Annotated in this window: 20 protein-coding genes and 1 tRNA gene; 9 read left to right on the forward strand and 12 right to left on the reverse strand. The window is 60.1% G+C overall.

The window, feature by feature from the left end:
• Nucleotides 1–84 precede the first annotated feature (84 nt).
• Nucleotides 85–1,746 carry a Ppx/GppA phosphatase family protein gene (locus tag SYN9616_RS0100505; RefSeq protein ID WP_028951382.1) on the forward strand — a complete coding sequence of 554 codons (1,662 nt, stop codon included), beginning with the start codon at nt 85–87 and terminating at the stop codon, nt 1,744–1,746.
• On the opposite strand, the gene SYN9616_RS14875 is transcribed toward SYN9616_RS0100505, so the two are convergent.
• The 6 genes from SYN9616_RS14875 to petC form a co-directional block, all read right to left on the reverse strand.
• The gene (locus tag SYN9616_RS14875; protein WP_051410887.1) at nt 1,730–2,515 is read right to left on the reverse strand and encodes a RodZ family helix-turn-helix domain-containing protein; all 786 of its coding nucleotides are present in this window, start codon (nt 2,513–2,515) and stop codon (nt 1,730–1,732) included. The genes SYN9616_RS0100505 and SYN9616_RS14875 overlap by 17 nt on opposite strands.
• A 118-nt stretch (nt 2,516–2,633) precedes the next feature.
• A tRNA-Val gene (locus SYN9616_RS0100515) sits at nt 2,634–2,705 on the reverse strand.
• 28 nt (nt 2,706–2,733) lie between these two features.
• A complete protein-coding gene (cobM, locus tag SYN9616_RS0100520; protein ID WP_028951383.1) occupies nt 2,734–3,492 on the reverse strand; it encodes a precorrin-4 C(11)-methyltransferase in 759 nt (252 codons plus the stop codon).
• Entirely contained in the window at nt 3,489–4,328 is an 840-nt protein-coding gene (lgt, locus tag SYN9616_RS0100525; RefSeq protein WP_028951384.1) for a prolipoprotein diacylglyceryl transferase, read from the reverse strand. Before lgt ends, cobM begins: the two co-directional genes overlap by 4 nt.
• 4 nt (nt 4,329–4,332) lie before the next feature.
• Nucleotides 4,333–5,265, reverse strand: coding sequence for a cytochrome f (gene petA / locus SYN9616_RS0100530; protein WP_028951385.1), 933 nt, complete (start codon nt 5,263–5,265; stop codon nt 4,333–4,335).
• Between the two features lie 37 nt (nt 5,266–5,302).
• On the reverse strand, nt 5,303–5,839 hold the full coding sequence (petC, locus tag SYN9616_RS0100535) for a cytochrome b6-f complex iron-sulfur subunit (RefSeq protein WP_028951386.1): 537 nt from the start codon (nt 5,837–5,839) through the stop codon (nt 5,303–5,305).
• 154 nt (nt 5,840–5,993) lie between these two features.
• Between petC and SYN9616_RS0100540 the strand changes: the two genes are divergently transcribed.
• Entirely contained in the window at nt 5,994–6,302 is a 309-nt protein-coding gene (locus SYN9616_RS0100540) for a DUF3067 family protein (RefSeq protein ID WP_232199821.1), read from the forward strand.
• On the opposite strand, the gene tatC is transcribed toward SYN9616_RS0100540, so the two are convergent.
• Together tatC and SYN9616_RS0100550 are read right to left on the reverse strand one after the other, a co-directional pair.
• Nucleotides 6,283–6,993 carry a twin-arginine translocase subunit TatC gene (tatC, locus tag SYN9616_RS0100545; RefSeq protein WP_028951388.1) on the reverse strand — a complete coding sequence of 237 codons (711 nt, stop codon included), beginning with the start codon at nt 6,991–6,993 and terminating at the stop codon, nt 6,283–6,285. The two genes, SYN9616_RS0100540 and tatC, sit on opposite strands and share 20 nt — an antisense overlap.
• Nucleotides 6,994–7,120: 127 nt before the next feature.
• Nucleotides 7,121–8,845 carry an NFACT family protein gene (locus SYN9616_RS0100550; protein WP_028951389.1) on the reverse strand — a complete coding sequence of 575 codons (1,725 nt, stop codon included), beginning with the start codon at nt 8,843–8,845 and terminating at the stop codon, nt 7,121–7,123.
• Nucleotides 8,846–8,909: 64 nt separating this feature from the next.
• Here SYN9616_RS0100550 and gmk point away from each other — a divergent pair, with 64 nt between their 5' ends.
• Nucleotides 8,910–9,470, forward strand: coding sequence for a guanylate kinase (gene gmk, locus SYN9616_RS0100555; RefSeq protein ID WP_028951390.1), 561 nt, complete (start codon nt 8,910–8,912; stop codon nt 9,468–9,470).
• A gap of 63 nt (nt 9,471–9,533) precedes the next feature.
• On the opposite strand, the gene psaJ is transcribed toward gmk, so the two are convergent.
• Together psaJ and SYN9616_RS0100565 are read right to left on the reverse strand one after the other, a co-directional pair.
• Complete coding sequence (gene psaJ / locus SYN9616_RS0100560) at nt 9,534–9,653, reverse strand: photosystem I reaction center subunit IX (protein WP_028951391.1); 120 nt, start codon at nt 9,651–9,653, stop codon at nt 9,534–9,536.
• 37 nt (nt 9,654–9,690) lie between these two features.
• On the reverse strand, nt 9,691–10,167 hold the full coding sequence (locus SYN9616_RS0100565) for a photosystem I reaction center subunit III (protein ID WP_028951392.1): 477 nt from the start codon (nt 10,165–10,167) through the stop codon (nt 9,691–9,693).
• A 78-nt stretch (nt 10,168–10,245) separates the two neighbouring features.
• Between SYN9616_RS0100565 and tsaD the strand changes: the two genes are divergently transcribed.
• Both tsaD and SYN9616_RS0100575 read left to right on the forward strand, forming a co-directional pair.
• Entirely contained in the window at nt 10,246–11,316 is a 1,071-nt protein-coding gene (gene tsaD, locus SYN9616_RS0100570) for a tRNA (adenosine(37)-N6)-threonylcarbamoyltransferase complex transferase subunit TsaD (protein ID WP_028951393.1), read from the forward strand.
• 45 nt (nt 11,317–11,361) lie between these two features.
• The gene (locus SYN9616_RS0100575) at nt 11,362–11,544 is read left to right on the forward strand and encodes a chlorophyll a/b-binding protein (protein ID WP_028951394.1); all 183 of its coding nucleotides are present in this window, start codon (nt 11,362–11,364) and stop codon (nt 11,542–11,544) included.
• A 4-nt stretch (nt 11,545–11,548) separates the two neighbouring features.
• On the opposite strand, the gene SYN9616_RS0100580 is transcribed toward SYN9616_RS0100575, so the two are convergent.
• The gene (locus tag SYN9616_RS0100580; RefSeq protein ID WP_028951395.1) at nt 11,549–12,763 is read right to left on the reverse strand and encodes a type IV pilus twitching motility protein PilT; all 1,215 of its coding nucleotides are present in this window, start codon (nt 12,761–12,763) and stop codon (nt 11,549–11,551) included.
• A 70-nt stretch (nt 12,764–12,833) separates the two neighbouring features.
• Between SYN9616_RS0100580 and wecB the strand changes: the two genes are divergently transcribed.
• Genes wecB through SYN9616_RS0100600 form a run of 4 tightly spaced genes read left to right on the forward strand, consistent with a single transcriptional unit; the run spans nt 12,834 to nt 16,032 of the window.
• The gene (gene wecB / locus SYN9616_RS0100585) at nt 12,834–13,946 is read left to right on the forward strand and encodes a non-hydrolyzing UDP-N-acetylglucosamine 2-epimerase (RefSeq protein ID WP_028951396.1); all 1,113 of its coding nucleotides are present in this window, start codon (nt 12,834–12,836) and stop codon (nt 13,944–13,946) included.
• Nucleotides 13,939–14,529, forward strand: a complete 591-nt coding sequence (locus SYN9616_RS14880; RefSeq protein ID WP_232199827.1) for a DUF1643 domain-containing protein — start codon at nt 13,939–13,941, stop codon at nt 14,527–14,529. The genes wecB and SYN9616_RS14880 overlap by 8 nt, the downstream gene beginning before the upstream one ends.
• Nucleotides 14,529–14,774 carry a hypothetical protein gene (locus tag SYN9616_RS16935; protein ID WP_028951397.1) on the forward strand — a complete coding sequence of 82 codons (246 nt, stop codon included), beginning with the start codon at nt 14,529–14,531 and terminating at the stop codon, nt 14,772–14,774. Before SYN9616_RS14880 ends, SYN9616_RS16935 begins: the two co-directional genes overlap by 1 nt.
• Nucleotides 14,764–16,032 carry a sodium:proton antiporter gene (locus SYN9616_RS0100600; RefSeq protein WP_028951398.1) on the forward strand — a complete coding sequence of 423 codons (1,269 nt, stop codon included), beginning with the start codon at nt 14,764–14,766 and terminating at the stop codon, nt 16,030–16,032. Before SYN9616_RS16935 ends, SYN9616_RS0100600 begins: the two co-directional genes overlap by 11 nt.
• On the opposite strand, the gene gltX is transcribed toward SYN9616_RS0100600, so the two are convergent.
• Nucleotides 15,979–17,412 (reverse strand): glutamate--tRNA ligase, encoded by a 1,434-nt coding sequence (gene gltX / locus SYN9616_RS0100605; RefSeq protein ID WP_028951399.1) that lies wholly within the window; start codon nt 17,410–17,412, stop codon nt 15,979–15,981. The genes SYN9616_RS0100600 and gltX overlap by 54 nt on opposite strands.
• Between the last annotated feature and the right edge of the window lie 13 nt (nt 17,413–17,425).

Consider the following 17,425-nt stretch of genomic DNA (forward strand, 5'->3'; position numbering starts at 1 on the left):
ACAAAGGTTTGAAGAACCCTAGTCCTGGCCGCCCAGCTCCGGATGCGGGTGTCAGAGTGGCTCGACCATGGCCCGGGGCTGTCCATGCTGGATGCGGAGACCACAGCGCAGGCCCCTGACCCTGCCCGTTCAGCTCGGCCATCTGCGGACTTGAGCGCAGAGGAGGTGAAAGGCGATCAGCTGCGTCGGATCGCTGCCATCGACATCGGCACAAATTCAACCCATCTGCTGGTGGCATCGGTCGACACGACCCTGAGGACGTTTCGGATCATTCAGGCAGAAAAGTCCACCACGCGCCTCGGGGAACGAGACCCCGAAACGGGAGAACTCACGGAGGCTGCGATGCAGCGCGGCTATGACACGCTCCGGCGGTTCAGGGATCTGGCGACCAGTCATCAGGTTGAGCAACTCGTTACAGCCGCCACCAGTGCTGTTCGTGAAGCGTCCAACGGACGCGACTATCTGCAGCGGATCAAGGATGGCCTTGGAATCGAGGTCGATCTTGTCAGCGGTCCCGAGGAAGCACGTCTGATCTATCTGGGTGTGCTCTCGGGTATGCCCTTCGGCAATCGTCCCCACCTTCTGCTGGACATCGGTGGCGGCTCCACCGAACTGATCCTGGCGGACGGCCGCGATGCAAGAGCGCTGACGAGTACACGGGTTGGCGCTGTGCGCTTGCAGCGCGACTTCGTTACGGATGACCCGATTCCACTCCAGGGACGGGCCTTCCTGAAGGCCTTCATCCAGGGATCCCTGGAACCTGCTGTCGACAAGGTGAATCGTCGGATCCAGCCGGGAGAAGTTCCGGTGCTGGTTGCAACCAGTGGAACGGCCATGGCGATCGGCGCATTGGCAGCCAGTGAGGACGATCGCCCTCCCCTCAAGTTGCACGGCTACCGCATGACCCGTCAGCGGCTTGATCGCGTGGTTGAGAGGTTGGTGTCGATGTCACCGGAGCAGCGCCGACAACTCGCTCCGATCAACGATCGCCGGGCTGAGATCATCGTGCCCGGGGCATTGATTCTGCAGACCACGATGCAGATGCTGGGTGTCGACGAGCTGGTTCTCAGCGAACGGGCACTCCGGGAGGGGTTGATTGTCGACTGGATGTTGCGCCATGGCTTTCTGGAGGACCGCTTCAGCTTCCAGAGCAGCATTCGTCAACGCACCGTGATTCATCAGGTTCAGCGCTTCGCGGTTAACCAGAACCGTGCTGAGCGTGTGGCAACCCATGCCCTGAGCCTGTACGACCAAACTAGTGGGGTGCTGCATCAGGACGCAGGTCAGGGGCGTGAGCTGCTCTGGGCCGCGGCGATGCTGCATGCCTGCGGTCAGCACATCAACCTCAGCGCTTACCACAAGCATTCCTGGTATCTGATCCGCCATGGGGAGTTGCTGGGTTATTCAGAAGCTGAGCACCTGATGGTTGCGGCCATTGCCCGATACCACCGCCGGAGCCTTCCCAAGAAACGTCATGACTCCTGGCAGGCACTGGACACCCGCGAACACCGGCGCATCGTCAACGAGATGGCGCTTCTGCTGAGACTGGCCGCAGCGATGGATCGTCGCCCCGAACCCGTCGTTGCGTCGATACGCGTCGCGACCTCATCGACGGAGCTACGCCTCGAGCTTGTACCTGAGCGACTGAATCAGAACCTCAGCCTTGAGCAGTGGAGTCTCGAAAACTGCTCTGAAGTCATCCGGGAAGCGTTAGGGGTGAAGTTGGTTGTCAGCGTTCAGGGATGAGTTCTTGCCAGCGCACATCGTTGATGGTGCTAAGGCGTCTTGGTTCCTGGTCAGAAACGTTAATGATGACCAAATCCGGCCGACCTGCGTAGATCTCAACGTTCTCGGGGTCTTCGATCTTGATTGGTTCGTCGAGGGTTCCCTGAAATTCCAGATTTCCGCCGCGACGAAGTGCAATCCAGCTGGGTTCTGCGCTGCTGATCTCAAGGATGATTGCCTCATTTGAGGCTGAGGGCTGTTGATCAGCCGGCTGCGAGGCTGCTGTGTCTTGGACAACAGCTTTGCTGTTTGGGGCCTCTGTTGGAGGTGATGGTTGATCGCTGTCGCTGAGTTTGACCTGCCAGAGGGTGTACCCAGCTCCACCGCCGAGAAGCAGCAGAACGGGGACCAACAACAGCACTGTGCGTCGCGGTTGCGGGGGATTCGCCGCTGGTTTTGGCCAAGGCGCTGCCGTTGTCAGGGCTTTGATTGGGCGAGGGTTCGAGACTGTTGGCCCAAGCATCTCGACGAGTTCGTCGGCATTCATCCGCAGATGGCTTGCCAGTCTGCGCACCATCGCCTTGATGAATACTGGCTCAGGCAGGCGATCCTCATCCCCGAGCTCCAACGCCGTCAGCTGCTCGACCCCCATGTGCATGGTGGCCGCGAGTTGATCTGCGGATAGACCTCGTGCTTGACGCTGAGTGCGAATACGTTGTCCAACCTGGACAAGGCCGCCGTCAGCGGGAAGCGTCGTTCCAGGATCCTCTGAATCGTTCTGGGGGGCCATGAACGCCTTTGGTTCGCAGGAGCGTGATTGCGCTGAAAATAACGGTTTTTCTGGCTATTGACAGAAAATAAATCCAGCCAAGTGGCTCGGACGATCTCCCTCAGGGAGAACCTCTAGATGGGCGATACTGGATTCGAACCAGTGACCCCTTCCGTGTGAAGGAAGTGCGCTACCACTGTGCTAATCGCCCGCACAGCCGGACTTTAAACCACGCCATCTCAGCGGCCTGGTCGAAACAGATGATCGTGATCCGGTGAATACAGGCGAGACCGCTGGGGACCATGTTCCAGCGCAGGACTGATGATGTAGAGGGTCGTGCGGATGAGGTCACGGTCACGGCTTGTCTGAGCCATCTCCTTCAGCGGCACGATCGCCAGCCATTCGTTCGGCCAGCTCACACGATGCCCAATTGCAACTGGAGTGTCCTCGGGATAGTGCTGCAGAAGGGTCTGCTGGACCTCTTCAACATGTCGTGCGCTGAGATATAGGCAGAGGCTGGCTCCGAGGGATGCCAACCGCTCCAGTTGCTCTCGCTCCGGCACACCGGTGCGACCACCAGCTCGACTCAGCACGATGGTCTGAACCACGCCTGGAACAGTGAGCTCCCGCTCAAGGGATGCAGCAGCTGCTTGATAAGCGCTGACTCCTGGCACCACCTCCACCGGGATGCCTGCGTCATTGAGAGTGCAGATCTGCTCGTTGATGGCGCTGTAGAGGGCTGTGTCGCCATCGTGCAGCCGCACGACACGAAGGCCGGCTCTGTGCCCCTCGATAAGCAGTGGGAGCACGTCTTCCAGAGTGAGGTGACTGGTCTTGATCCGTTCACAAGTGGCTGGAACGAGTTCAGCGATGGCTGGGCAGACGAGTGAATCGGTCCAGATCAGCCGATCAGCATGTCGGAGTCGATCAGCTGCGCGCAGGGTCAGCAGATCAGGTGCTCCTGGGCCTGCTCCAACGAAAGCAACAGGTCTGTTCAACGGACCTCAGCTGGATCAGGTAGTGCCTGGTGGCGTGCATAAAGCCAGAACAGACCTGCTGCTCCTGCAAGCATCAGCAGCCCGCTCACAAGCTGGGCAATGCGAAGGCCCCCCTCACAGGCTGGGGGTAGTGCTCCAAGACAGAGCGGATCAATCCGCAACCCCTCGATCCAAATTCGCCCAAGGCTGTATCCCAGCAGGTAGGTGCAGGCGAGTGCTCCGGACGGGAGCGTCATTTTTCCCTGCTCTCCCCTGCGGAACAACACAATCAACAGCAAAAACAGAACCAGGTTCCAGATGGATTCGTAGAGAAAGGTCGGGTGGAAAAACTGTGCATCTGCATAGACCACAGGCCTGTTCTGATATGGAATGAACAACTTCCAGGGGAGATCCGTTGGAACACCGAAGGCTTCCGAGTTGAAGAAATTTCCCCAGCGACCAATCGCCTGCCCCAGGGCCAGAGAGGGCACCAGAACATCGAGAAGATCCCAGAAGGACTGACGACGCCAGCGACAGAACAGGATCAGGGTGAGTGTGCCTGCAATCAGAGCGCCGTGAATGGCGATGCCTCCCTCCCAAATGGCCAGGGCCTTAATCCAGTTGTCGGAATAGTTTCGCCATTCAAAGGCGACGTAATAGGCCCGTGCACCAAGGACTGATGCGAGCACCAGAAGGGGGAGCAGGTCGCTGATCAGGCCGTTGTCAAGGTCCCGGCTGCGCGCGAGGCGACTTGAGAGGTTGAGTCCAATCAGCACTGCTGCTGCAATAAGCAGTCCATACCAGCGCAACGTGAAGGGCCCGAGCTGAATCAGCTCCGGGCCCGGGGAGGTGAACATTGCCTCAGAAACCCTCGGCTGCCTGAACTTTTTCGATCTGTCTCTTCTTCAGAACCAACATGATCTGAGCCAGTGCCACAGCGGCAAAGAAGGCCAACAAACCGTAAATCCTCACGGGATTCTGAAGAACCACTTCGGCATCAACCTGGCCGAAACCACCAACATTTGGATCGTCGGTGATTGGTGAGCCAGCTTCGATGCTGTCGCCAATGTTGACGAGCAGAGCAGGGCCGATGGGAATGGTTTCTGTTGTGCTGTCGCCCTCAGTGGTGTTGATGGTGACCAGCTTGGCGCCGTTCTCGCCGTCCTCAATCGAGGCAATGGTGCCGCTGGCAGGTGCTGTGAAGATGGTGTTGTTGCTTTTTTCACCCGTTGGGTACACCTGGCCGCGGCCGCGGTTGCCGCCGACGTGAATCTGATATTTGCCGAAGTGAATACTGCTATCGGTGGCGGGATCAGGCGAGAGGACAGGAAACACGATCTCCTGGTGCTGATCTCCAGGGATCGGACCCACCAGAAGGATGTTCGGTTGGTCGTCGCTGTACTGGCTGAAGTAGACACCTTCTGTCTCTTCGCGGATCTCGTCAGTCCAGCGGTCCTGTGGGGCAAGGGTGAACCCATCCGGAAGCATCACCACAGCACCAACCTGAAGAGGAACGTCACTGCCATCAGCTCCGATCTCTTGGAGACCGTCTTCATAGGGGATCTTGACGCTTGCTTTGAAGACACTGTCTGGAAGCACCGCTTGCGGGACTTCTGCCTGGGTGAGCTTCTGAGCCAGATGGCAGTTCGCACAGACGATCTTGCCTGTGGCCTCGCGGGGACTCTCATAGTTCTGCTGAGCCCAGAAGGGATAAGCCCAGCTGGCTGAAGGGGCAATCAGAACAGCTAGGCCGAGAACCAGAGATCCGAGCAGGAGGGAAAGTTGACGACGCATGGAATGGGGGATGAGGGAATCAGACGTGGAAAAAAGATCAGACCCACCAGGGTTTGTCGCCGGTGCGGAAGTCGGTTTCCGACCACTGGCTGACGAAGACGTTGTCGTTTTCGACGCTCACATTGGCCAGAGCCAGGGACAGAGGTGCTGGTCCGCGGACCACCTTTCCGGTGGCGTCGTACTGACTGCCGTGACAGGGGCACATGAATTTGTTGGCTCCGCTGTTCCAGGGAACGACACAGCCAAGGTGCGTGCAGATGGCGTTGATCCCGTAACTGCCGATGGCGTCATCACCTTCGACGATCAGATAGGTGGGATCACCTTTGAGGCCCTGAACCAAGCTGCGGTCGCCGTCGGCATGATTGGAGAGCCACCCGCTTGCCGTGACGGGGTTGCCGAGCTCGTCTTTTGCACTGGTACCGCCACCCGATCCAGCTGCCTTAGGAGGGATGAAGTAATTCACAACTGGATAAAGAGCCCCCAGGGCGACTCCAGTCACCGATCCGAAGGTCAGCAGGTTCATGAACTGCCGACGACCCATTCCGGGCACATCGCTCGAGGAAAGTTGGGTCATTGCGGACGGTCATCCAGCACGTTTCGGCGACCATTATGGACGCTTAAGTGCCTGTCACGCTTTGCAACGACTGGCGTTTTGCTGGTCCTGCTCCTTCAAATCTGTGCTTGTAAATTCAACTGACCAGGCAGACCAACCCCTCTCCGTTGAGGAGGTGATCAATTGTCTAAGACAGCGCTGGAAGGCGACTTACGACCTCCAGCTGGTGGTTCGACGCCAGCGCGTTTACCTGCAGGTGATGTGGGCTTATTTGGAGCAACAGTCGTTCCCGATGGACGAAAACGCTTATCGGGAACATTTGGCCGAAGTGCTGGATGTTGTGAATCGTCTTGGTTTGGCGACGGATGTGCGTCATTGGCTCGTCTCAACAAGGGACAAGCCACGGCTTGGGAAAGCTTTGAGTCTGCATTTGCAGGCCCAGGGCCCAGAAGCGCAAGCGCTTCTCAAGGAGTTTCTGGTCTGACGCTTTCAGCCAGCGCCACGAGTCCGACACCAATCAGAAAAAGGGCGGTGATGGCGCCAGCCAGCAGGAGCATGGTGATTGGGTCGGTGGAGGGTGTCAGCACGGCCCCGGCCAGGGCTGAGCTGAGGATTACCCAGCGCCAGGCGCCCAGCATGGTGCGCCAGCGCACCAGACCCAGAACCCCCAACAGCAATTGCAGAACAGGCAGCTGAAAAGCCAGGCCGGTGGCCAGCATCAACAGCAGCACGAAATCCAGATAGCGCTCTATCGACCACAACGGTTCCACAACATCGGCGCCGTAACTGACCAGAAATCCCAGCGCTGCTGGCACGAGAGCCCACCAGGCAAAGGCAAGGCCAACGAAAAAAAGAATCGCTGATCCTGCGACAGCAGGCGCAATCAGCCGCCCCTCCCGTCGGGTCAGGCCCGGCAGCACGAAGGCGAGGGCCTGAAACAGCACGTATGGCAGAGCAAGGGTGAGTCCGGCGTAACCGGCCACTTTCAGAGAAACAAAAAGGAATTCGCCTGGTGCCAGCTGCAGAAAATGGATGCCGCTGGCTGGAGCTTCCAGCAGCCGAACCAGGGGCTTCACCGCCAGAAGGCACAGCAGGGCGCTGACCACAACCGCCAGCAGGCTGCTGAGAACGCGCTGACGCAGTTCTTCCAGATGATCCACCAGAGGCATTTCCACCTCGTTGGGCAGATCTCTGCCCCCGTCCACTCCGATACGGATCGGAGCAGGAGGTTTCAGGACAGGGCCGTCGGGCTGGTCGGACACGGACGAGAAAGCCGGGCTGGTGTGAGATCCATCCCAACCTTCAGGCTAGGAGTTTCCTGGCAGATAAACGCTCTTCGGCTCTGCCGGGCTCACCCCAGCGGATCGTGCCACCACGGTGTCGAACCGTCCCTGGAGCAGCACCGGGAATTCTCTGAAGCCGGTCGGTGGGCACCATCACCACAGGGACACGGCGATTGCCGCGAGCGCGGCTGAAGTGGGCTGCAAGATCGCTTGCCAACTGCAGATCGGCCTCCTCCGGCAGTCCGCTGGAGGCCTTCAGCACCACGTGGCTCCCAGGGCATTCCTGCGCATGGAACCAGAGGTCGCCGCTCCGAGCCTGGCGCAGGCTGATCCAGTCGTTCTGGCGGTGGTTGCGTCCAACCTGAAGCAGCAACCCACCTGGACCGGTGAGTTCCAGGGGCTGTGGGACAGCGGATTGTTTTTTTCGCGCATCCTGCCGTCTTGACCGGGGATTGAGCAGGTCGTCCAATTCGTTGCAGAGATCCTCCAACGCAAGCAGCCGGGGGGGCAGATCTTCCCAGTGCGATGTGGCCAGATCGTCGATGAAGACCTCGCTGGCTTCGATGAGCTGGAGTCGTTGTTCGTGGTGCTGGATCCGTTCATTCAGAACGGCGACGGATCGCCGCAGCTTGCGGGCCCGTTGGTACAGCTTCTGAGCCTCCTGCACCTGATCTCGGCTGGGAGCCTGAAGGCAGAGCAGCGCATCTGCTTTTTCTTGAAGAGCGGCGCTGTCGGCGGTCCCGGCCAAGCGCGATTGCTGCTCTTCAAGGGCAGTCCGCTCTTTGCGGCTCCAACGCGTCAGCCGCTGCTCCACATCCTTGCGGCGTTGAATCAGGGACTTCTGCTCAAGCCGTTCTCGATACCAGGCACCCAGTGCGAGCGCCAGATTCGGGTGATCGACAGGCTGTTGATTGAGGGGCTGTTGATTGAGGGGCTGTTGATCGTCTGGTTGTCCCCAGACCCTGTAGCGGTTGTTCGGTTCGATCTGCAGCGCAAAGGCGTTGTCTCTTAGGCACCGCAGCCAACTCGTCCAGCGCTGATGCAGCTGCTGCCACTGGTCCGTGGAGATCTCCTGCACCGGTTCCCGGCCAAGCGGTCCGGCCAGCTGCTCCACCAGCGGGGGGCTGATTCCCTGATAACACTGCTGCAAAGCGGTCTTGAGAGAGACCGGCACAAGGGTGAGCCGGCGACGCCAACCATCCAGGGATTCCTCGTTGTGAGGTGGAAGGCCCTGCAACGGCGGAGGCGGAACGTAGGCATCACCGGTGCCGATGGGTCGGATGCGTGACTGGTGATCACGCACCTGTCGTCCGATCGTGACCACTCGCCGTTGGTCATCGAGAAGCATCACGTTGCTATGGCGTCCCATCAGCTCAAGAACGAGGGACCGCTGAATGGACTCTCCCGGTCGCGCGCTGAACTGAAAGTCCACCACCCGTTCGAACCCGCCCTGCTCGATCCCCACCAGAGCCATTTGGCGCAGGCTGTGCTGCAGCTGCTGCGCCAGGGTGCTGCCGGAACCCAGACGAGCCGGTGGCCGGATCTGAACCAGTCGTGGTGCATCGGCCTGCCAACTCAGCTCCAGCCAGACCATCCCCTGCAGGGTTCGGAACCCGAGTTGAAGTGTCAGTGGGTCAGGCTGCTGGGCTTTTTCAAAGCGACCCGGCAGCAGGGAAGGCCTCAGGTCACTCAGCACAGCCCTGAGTGTGGTGAGATCCATCATCTGAAGCGTTGCTGAGGTCATCTCTGCGTCGCTCAGACCCCAAGGCAGTCACCTTCCTACTCTGCGGTCCCCAACTCAAGCCTCGATGGCTGCCAACAGCGGACGCCTCACCGTGATCACCGGTCCCAGCGGCGTCGGCAAGGGAACCCTTGTGAAGCAGCTTCTAGAGCGGCATCCAAACATCTGGCTTTCGGTGTCAGCAACCACCCGTGCCCCCCGCGAGGGGGAGATGGAGGGGCAAAGTTATTTCTTCCACAGCCGGGAGCAGTTCGATCAGCTGGTGAAGTCGGGGGGACTTCTTGAATGGGCTGAATTCGCCGGAAACAGCTACGGCACTCCCCGCCAGCCCGTTGAGGAGCATCTCCGCTATGGCAGCCCGGTGCTGCTGGAAATTGAGCTGGAGGGCGCCCGGCAGGTGCGCCGCAGTTTTGCAAATGGCTTCCAGATCTTTCTGGCCCCGCCAAGTTTCGAGGAACTGGAGCGTCGAATTCGTGGACGCGGCACCGATGCGGAGGAGGCCATTCAGCGGAGGCTTCAGCGGGCTGAGCTGGAACTTCAGGCCAAGGAAGAATTCGATGCTGTCGTGATGAATGACAGTCTCGAGCGAGCGCTTGCTGAACTCGAAGAGCTCATGGGTCTGGCCTGAATCGGAACAGGTTCGGCGCAATAAAAAAGCCCCTCTCGGGGCCAGGAAGTCTTTGAGGTTTGTTCAGCCCAGCGGGTGAAACAGCAGATCGGGGAAGAAACGATTCCACTCGATCATGATTCCAGCGGTAACGGTGAACCAGATTGCGGCAACGACGGGTGCCGTGGTGAGAAATTTCTTCATGATTAAAGGGAATTAGGGAAGAAGCAGAACTGACTGTTCAGCGGGGAGAAACCGTCACTTTGTCGTCGCTTTCCACAAGCTTGCCGCTGGTGAATTCTCCGAATGCTGCCAGGGGCCATGTGGCGGAGGCGAGGACGCTTTTCAGGGCGATCGATGTATCGATCTGGATCTCATTCATTGCGGCGTTCTTGCCACGGGTTGCCTTCAGGTATTCCCTGCCGGCCCAGCCGATGCAACCTGCCACGTACAGGAACATGATGCCTGGCAAAACGAAGTCGCCGGCATGGCTCCAGCGGCCGTCAACGATCAGATGGGGCAGGCCATCATCACCACAGGATGCCTGGCTGTACATCTCGAAACGGGCTTTGGCCTGAGGCGTGTTGGCTGCAGCGGCTCGCTGTTGGAAGCGGGCGCTTTCAGAGCAGGGCGTCAGACCAGCCACATCCGCCTTGGCGATGGGGGCAAAGCCGAACACCAGCAGGGCCGAAAGCGCAATGGCGAAAAGACGACGCATCGGATCAATTCCTGTTGAAAAGTGCCCTGGGAGGGCAGGATGTCCACTGTCGGACAGTAGGGGAGGGTCCTGACCACGATGGCGTTGGTGCTGGCCCTCGAAACAAGTTGTGACGAGTCCGCCGCTGCCGTTGTGACGTCTCGGGCCGGTCGGTGGCAGGTTCTCTCCTCACGGATTGCCTCTCAAGTTGAGGAGCACGCCCGCTGGGGAGGTGTGGTGCCGGAGATCGCGTCCCGTCGCCATGTGGAGGCCTTGCCAGCGTTGGTGGAAACGGTGCTGGATGAGAGCGGAGTCTCCGTTGGTGAACTTGATGCCGTGGCTGCCACGGTGGCCCCTGGTTTGGCGGGGGCACTCATGGTGGCTTCCGTGACCGGACGCAGTCTTGCGGCTTTGCATGGACGACCGTTCATCGGCGTCCATCACCTCGAGGGTCATCTGGCCTCAGTCCAGCTGGCAGATCGATCTCCAGAGCCTCCTTATCTCGTCCTTCTCGTCAGCGGTGGACATACGGAACTCATCCGGGTGGATCGTTCCGGGGACATGCTGAGGCTCGGGCGCAGCCACGACGATGCTGCCGGAGAAGCCTTTGACAAGGTTGCACGCTTGTTGGGACTGGGTTATCCCGGCGGTCCAGCGATTCAGCAGGTGGCTGAATCAGGGGATCCGCAACGCTTTTCATTGCCCAAAGGGAGAGTGTCCCGGCCAGGGGGTGGCTTCCATCCCTACGACTTCTCCTTCAGCGGACTCAAGACCGCCATGCTGAGAACGGTTGAGAAGCTCCGTGCTGAACAATCCGAGCTGCCATTAGCTGATTTGGCAGCCAGTTTTGAGCAGGTGGTCGCTGATGTGCTGGTCCAGCGCGCCCTTCGTTGCGCGCTCGACCATGGCCTTGATCAGCTCGTGATGGTGGGCGGTGTTGCGGCGAACAGACGCCTGCGCTCTCAGATGACGGCCCAGGCTGAGGCGCGCAAGGTGGGCGTCACGATTGCTCCTTTGGCGTTCTGCACCGACAACGCGGCCATGATCGGGGCTGCGGCGCTCGCACGATTGGCCAGAACGGTCACCGATAGCTCACTGGAGATCGGGGTGGCACCACGTTGGCCACTCGATCGGGCCAGTGAGTTGTACAAAACGCCACCTCCGTTCTGAAGTTTGCTGCGTAAGGTGACGCGCATTCACGGCATGTCCACCGCAATGGCTGAGCCTTCCGGACACTCAGAAACCAATCTCGTCGAGCCCGTCGGTTCAGAGGAACTCAATTCCTGGAAACGGGGCTTCACCCCTCAGGCGGAGATCTGGAATGGACGTCTCGCCATGATCGGCTTGTCGGTCGGTCTGGCTGTTGTGCTCCTGGTGAGAGTGTTCAGCGGCAGCTGATCACTCAGCTACGACCACGTAAGGCCTGCGCCAGCTCGTTTGGCTTGAGGCTTGCGGCGACAGCTTTTTCCGCATCCACGCGACCAGCTTCAACAAGCGTTTGCAGTGACTGGTTGCTGGTGACCATGCCATCGAAACTGCTCCGCTCCATGATTTCCTCAACCTCATCAAGGGCTCCACGCTGGATGTAGTCCTTGCAGGCGTCGGTGTTGATCAAGATGTCGTGGAAGGCAGCACGCTTGCCATCTGTGGTGCGGATCAGCCCCTGCGCGATCACGCCCAGCAGAGATTCGGACAACGAGCGCCGCACACTGTCCTGCTCTTCGGGAGGGAACATGCCAAGCACCCTTTCAACGGTTTTCACAGCGGAATTGGTGTGCAGGGTGCCGAAGACGAGGTGACCCGTCTGGGCGGCTTCAAGAGCAGTTGACAGGGTTTCCTGATCACGGATTTCTCCGACCAGAATCACGTCCGGGTCCTCGCGCAGAGCAGCGCGGAGGGCGTTGTGAAATTTCAGGGTGTGCATCCCCACCTCCCGATGTCTGATCAGGGAGTTCTTGCTCTCGTGAACGAACTCAACAGGGTCCTCAATCGTGAGGATGTGGCGGGTTTCATTGCGGTTGATCCAATCGATCATGGCCGCCAAGGTGGTGCTCTTGCCGGATCCGGTGGGGCCGGTGACCAGAATCAACCCCTTGGGGCGTGCCGCCAGCTCCCTGAGCACCTCAGGAAGCTTCAGCTGTTCCATCGTCAGGATCGTCTGGGGGATGAGCCGCAGCACCATCGCCGGCCCCCGCAGTGAATCCAGCAGATTGATTCGGATGCGTACAAACGGGAAGGCATGGGAGCCATCGAACTCCTTCTCCCGAAAAAACTCATCAATCTGCTGTGGAGAAAGAATTTCCCCGAGCCAGCCCTGGAAGGTGGTCTGATCGGTGATGGGCCATTCGGTTCTCAGCATCTCCCCTCTGGCCCGATAACGAGGGATTTCGCCAACTCCCAGATGCACATCGGAATGGCCCTCGTCATGGGCGAGGCGCACGATCTGTTCAAGGCTTGGGGACGACGCATCGCTCGGCGCCGCCGCTGATCCTGCAGCTGATCCCGCAGGTGGTGTCTGCCGGGCTGTCTGAGGCTGTGATGGGGCAGACGTTTTTGCAGGACCGGAGGGAGCCGCCGGTCGAGGCGGGAAGCTTGGTGGGAAGACCGGTTGGGCCAAGGCGAGACAGAGTCCGATGTCTTCAGGATGCCTGAAAACGCCCGTAAGATCCGGTTATTCCAGCTTCGTCATGGCCGATCAGCCGCGCGTCACGATCGTTCTAGGAACACGACCTGAGGCGATCAAGCTGGCCCCCGTGATCCGCACCTTTCAGGCCTGCCAAGCGTTGCGGACACGTGTTGTGCTGACAGGGCAACACCAGGAAATGGTGGCTCAGGTGATGGACCTGTTCCAACTCAAGGCCGATCGCGATCTCGGTCTCATGGCGCCGCGTCAGACCCTCACCCATGTGACCTGTGCCGCATTGAACGGTTTACGGGAAGACTTCCAGGCCTACCCGCCGCAACTGGTTCTGGTGCAAGGCGACACCACAACGGCTTTTGCAGCGGGGTTAGCGGCTTTTTACGAGCAGATTCCCGTCGGTCATGTGGAGGCTGGCCTGCGCACCGACAACCTGCTCGACCCATTCCCTGAGGAAGCCAATCGACGACTGATCTCTCAGATCGCAACCCTTCATTTCGCTCCCACAACCAAGGCTGAGACCAACCTCCATTCCTCCGGTGTGGTGGGGCAGGTGTCAGTCACGGGCAACACGGTGATCGATGCCCTGCTGTTGATGGCGGAAAGCGCTCCGGAGATCCACTTTGAAGGTCTCGACTGGCAGACGCAGCGGGTGATTCTGGCCACAGTGCATCGTCGTGAGAACTGGGGGGATCGCCTCAAGGACATCGCCGACGGCATCTTGCGGGTGCTTGATCGTTTCCCCGACACCGCTTTGTTGCTACCGCTGCATCGGAATCCGACGGTGCGCGAACCGCTGCAGGCCCTCCTTGGCGACCATCCACGTGTGGTGCTCACCGAACCCCTGGATTACGACCGTCTTGTGGCGGCGATGAAGGGTTGCTCACTGCTGCTCACCGATTCCGGCGGTTTGCAAGAGGAGGCCCCTGCTCTCGGCAAACCGGTTCTTGTGCTCCGACGCACCACAGAACGCCCTGAAGCCGTGGAGGCTGGGACAGCACGTCTGGTGGGGACCGATCCCGCCGAGATCTTTTCCGAGGCCTCGCGATTACTCGATGATGCTGAGGCCTATTCGGCAATGTCCCGTGCCATCAATCCGTTCGGAGATGGGCAGGCCAGCAGCAGAATCCTCGACCTCTCCCGCCGGCATCTCGGTGTCTGATCCGCCGTCTGATGCTGGATTCAGCTCAGATGGCCATTACCGCTGGTGGCTCCGTCGACATTGGTCGGGAGGCACAGGCACGTTGGTTTTTATCGGTCTCAATCCCTCCGCAGCCGATGGTCGACGTGACGACCCGACCCTGCGCCGGCTGATCGGATTTAGCCGCCGCTGGGGATACAACGAGTTGCTGGTGCTGAACCTGTTCGCCCGTATTTCTGCCTCTCCAGCTCTTCTTCGACGTGTTCAGGACCCGATCGGAGCGTCCAATGATCGCGAGCTGAAAAGCTGGTGCGGCCGCTGGGCGAGTCAGTCCTCGATCGATCTTTGGTGCGGCTGGGGTGGATCAGGTGCCTGCCGGGACCGCGATCAACAGATCCTGGCTTGGTTGGATTGTTTTTGGGAACAGCGTCAGCGCCGCCATCCCAGTGCTTCACCACCGTTCTGCATCGGTCTCACCAGGACCGGTCAGCCGCGGCACCCCCTTTATGCATCAGCTGACCTCACGCTTCGCCCCTTCATTTGGGCAGGAGCTGAATCCATCGGTCATCCTGAGGGGACGCCAAAGGCTCTCCTGCAACGCTGATGCCACGCACACCACGCCGCTACGCGGTGCATCTTCACCTTGTCGGGGGGCAGACCGAGCAGGTTCACTTCCCGAAACTGGAGATGTTTCAGGAGTGGTACCAGGGGATCGTCAACGCTGAGGGACAAGGCGGCTTTGTGAATGTGCCGATCAGCGATCTCGAGGGTGAGTACCTGGTTGTCCGTCCCGAGGCGGTGATCGGCGTGCGTGTGGAACCTCAGTTTTCATCCGTCGATGACGCCTGAGCGGCTGGGTCTGCTCTGGGGTGTGACCGTTTTTGCCGGAGCGTCCGCTCGGCTGTTGGCGGCCGTCTCAAGTCTGCCGGGGGTCGTGCTGCTGCTGCTTTCCGGGCTTCTGATCGGCCGCTCAGGGCTTGGGCTGGTCGAGCCCCTGGATCTTGGTTCCGGCCTCGGGACGGTGGTGGGTCTGCTGGTCAGTCTGGTTCTGTTTGACGGCGGGCTGAACCTTCGCCTGCCCGGAGACACGATCAAAACCACGGTCCAGCGGATTGCCATCCTGCGACTGTTGCTGTCGCTCGGGGCAGGATTGCTGGCTGCGCACTGGTTGGCCGGCCTGAACTGGTCGGTCGCAGCGGTTTACAGCGCCATCGTGCTGGCCACTGGCCCAACGGTGGTGACACCTCTGGTGCGACAGATCCGGCTCGCTCCCCCTTTGGGTGATGTGCTCGAGGCCGAAGGCTTGGTGCTGGAGCCGGTGGGAGCTGTGCTGGCCCTGCTCCTGTTGGAGCTGGTGCTGGGCGATCTGCATGGTTGGAGAGAGCTCGCCTTTGGACTGTTGTCGCGTCTGGGGGGCGGCACCCTGATCGGCGCAAGCGTCGGCTGGTTGTTGTCGGAGCTTTTGCGGCGATTGGAGTCCGATCAGGCCGCCAGCGGCTTACCGCTGCAGCTCAGCCTCGGCATGTTGTTTCTGATGTATGGAATCAGTGAATGGCTTCTGCCGGAATCAGCGCTTCCAGCATCCGTGGCAGCAGGTCTTGTGGTGGGACGTCGACGCAATCAGCACACGGCTGATCTCGATGGCCTGATTCAGGAGTTGGCCCAGTTGGCAATCACGATGCTGTTTCCGCTCCTTGCGGCGGATGTGTCCTGGGCTGAACTCAGCCCCCTGGGTTGGGGGGGGATCAGTTGCGTCCTCGCTCTGATGTTGCTGGTGCGACCGATTGCCGTCGGCCTCGCCACAACGGGACTTCCGCTTGATCTGCGCCAGCGTGTGTTCATGGGATGGCTCGCCCCACGCGGAATTGTCACCGCCTCGGTGGCATCGCTCTTTTCGATCCGTTTGGAGCAAGCCGGAATCCTCGGTGCCGGCCGGCTTCAGGGTCTCGTGTTTCTGACGATTTTGATGACGGTCGGGTTGCAAGGGCTGACGGCCCAACCGCTTGCAAAAGCTCTGGGTTTGATCGAGTCGCCGGAAGAACCCGGTCCATCCTCAGATGAGGCAGCGGCGCAGCCTGGGCAGGTCCTCCCCGATCCGAGCCAGTAACCCCCAGGTGGTGAGCAGATCGGGGCCCTGCATCCGACCCAGCAGAGCAGCTCGCAGGGATTTCATGATCATCCCTTTCTTCACCCGAGCTGTCTTTGCCGCATCGCTGAGAAGCTGCTGGGCCCGCTCCTTGTCCTGTCCGTCCCATGGCTCTGGTTCAAGCGCTTTTGCCAGGGCTTGGATGGCTGGTTTGGCTCCCTCGAGGTTCAGTTGCTTGATGCCGTCCTCCTCAAGCGGCGGCAGCTCGAAAAAGGGACTCGCCTGCTCGACACCGTCCTTCAGGAGCGTGAGCGATGGTCCCAGTAAGGCGCAGACCTCAAGACTCCAGCCGTCCAGATCCGGCGGGATCCAGTCGTTGGCCCGCCAGAGCGGCAGAAGTCGATCCAGCAGTTGCTCCGGTGTCAGGTCATGGAGCACCTGACTATTGAGCCAGTTGAGCTTGTCCCAGTCGAAGCGGGCACCGGCTTTGTTGACGCGATCAAAGCTGAAGACCTCGGCGGCTTCCCCCAGGCTGAAGCGTTCGTTCATGCCCTCAGGCACAGACCAGCCCAGCAGCGTCATGTAGTTGGCGATGGCTGCTGCCGTGTATCCCATTTCACGGAAGTCGTTGATGGAGGTCACTCCATCACGCTTCGACAGCTTGCGGCCCTCGCCATTGAGGATCAACGGTGCATGGGCGAATTCCGGTTTCGGCAGGCCAAGCGCGTCGTACAGCAGCAGTTGCTTTGCCGTGTTGGCGATGTGGTCCTCGCCCCGGATCACATGGCTGATCGCCATGGCGGCATCGTCCACGACGACAACAAGGTTGTAGAGCGGGTCTCCGATCTGATCAGCCGGAGCCCGTCGTGCGATCACCATGTCGCCACCGAGGTCGGCCCCCCGCCACGACATCGGTCCACGGACCAGGTCGTTCCAGCGGATATCGGCATCGTCAGCGATCCGAAAGCGGACGACTGCCTGGCGACCCTCCGCCTGAAAAGCAGCTTCCTGCTCTGAGCTGAGCTGCCGGTGACGATTGTCGTATCGAGGAGCTTGGTTGGCAGCCTTCTGGCTGTTCCGCATCGCTTCGAGCTCCTCTTCGCTGGCATAACAGCGATAGGCCAGGCCGCTTTCAAGAAGACCCTGAATGGCAGCCTGATGCTGCTTCAGGCGTTCGCTCTGAATGACGGGATCTTCATCCCAGTCGATGCCTAACCATTGAAGACCTTCGAGGATGTTTTGGGTGTATTCCGGTTTGGAGCGCTCTTTGTCTGTGTCCTCGATGCGCAGCAGGAACGAGCCCTTTTGATGGCGGGCGAACAGCCAATTGAAGACGGCCGTTCGAGCTGTGCCGATATGCAACGTGCCCGTTGGGCTGGGGGCCAGACGAACACGCACCATGGCGGTGATTGAA

The sequence above is a fragment of the Synechococcus sp. CC9616 genome, from assembly GCF_000515235.1.
Lineage (GTDB): Bacteria > Cyanobacteriota > Cyanobacteriia > PCC-6307 > Cyanobiaceae > Parasynechococcus.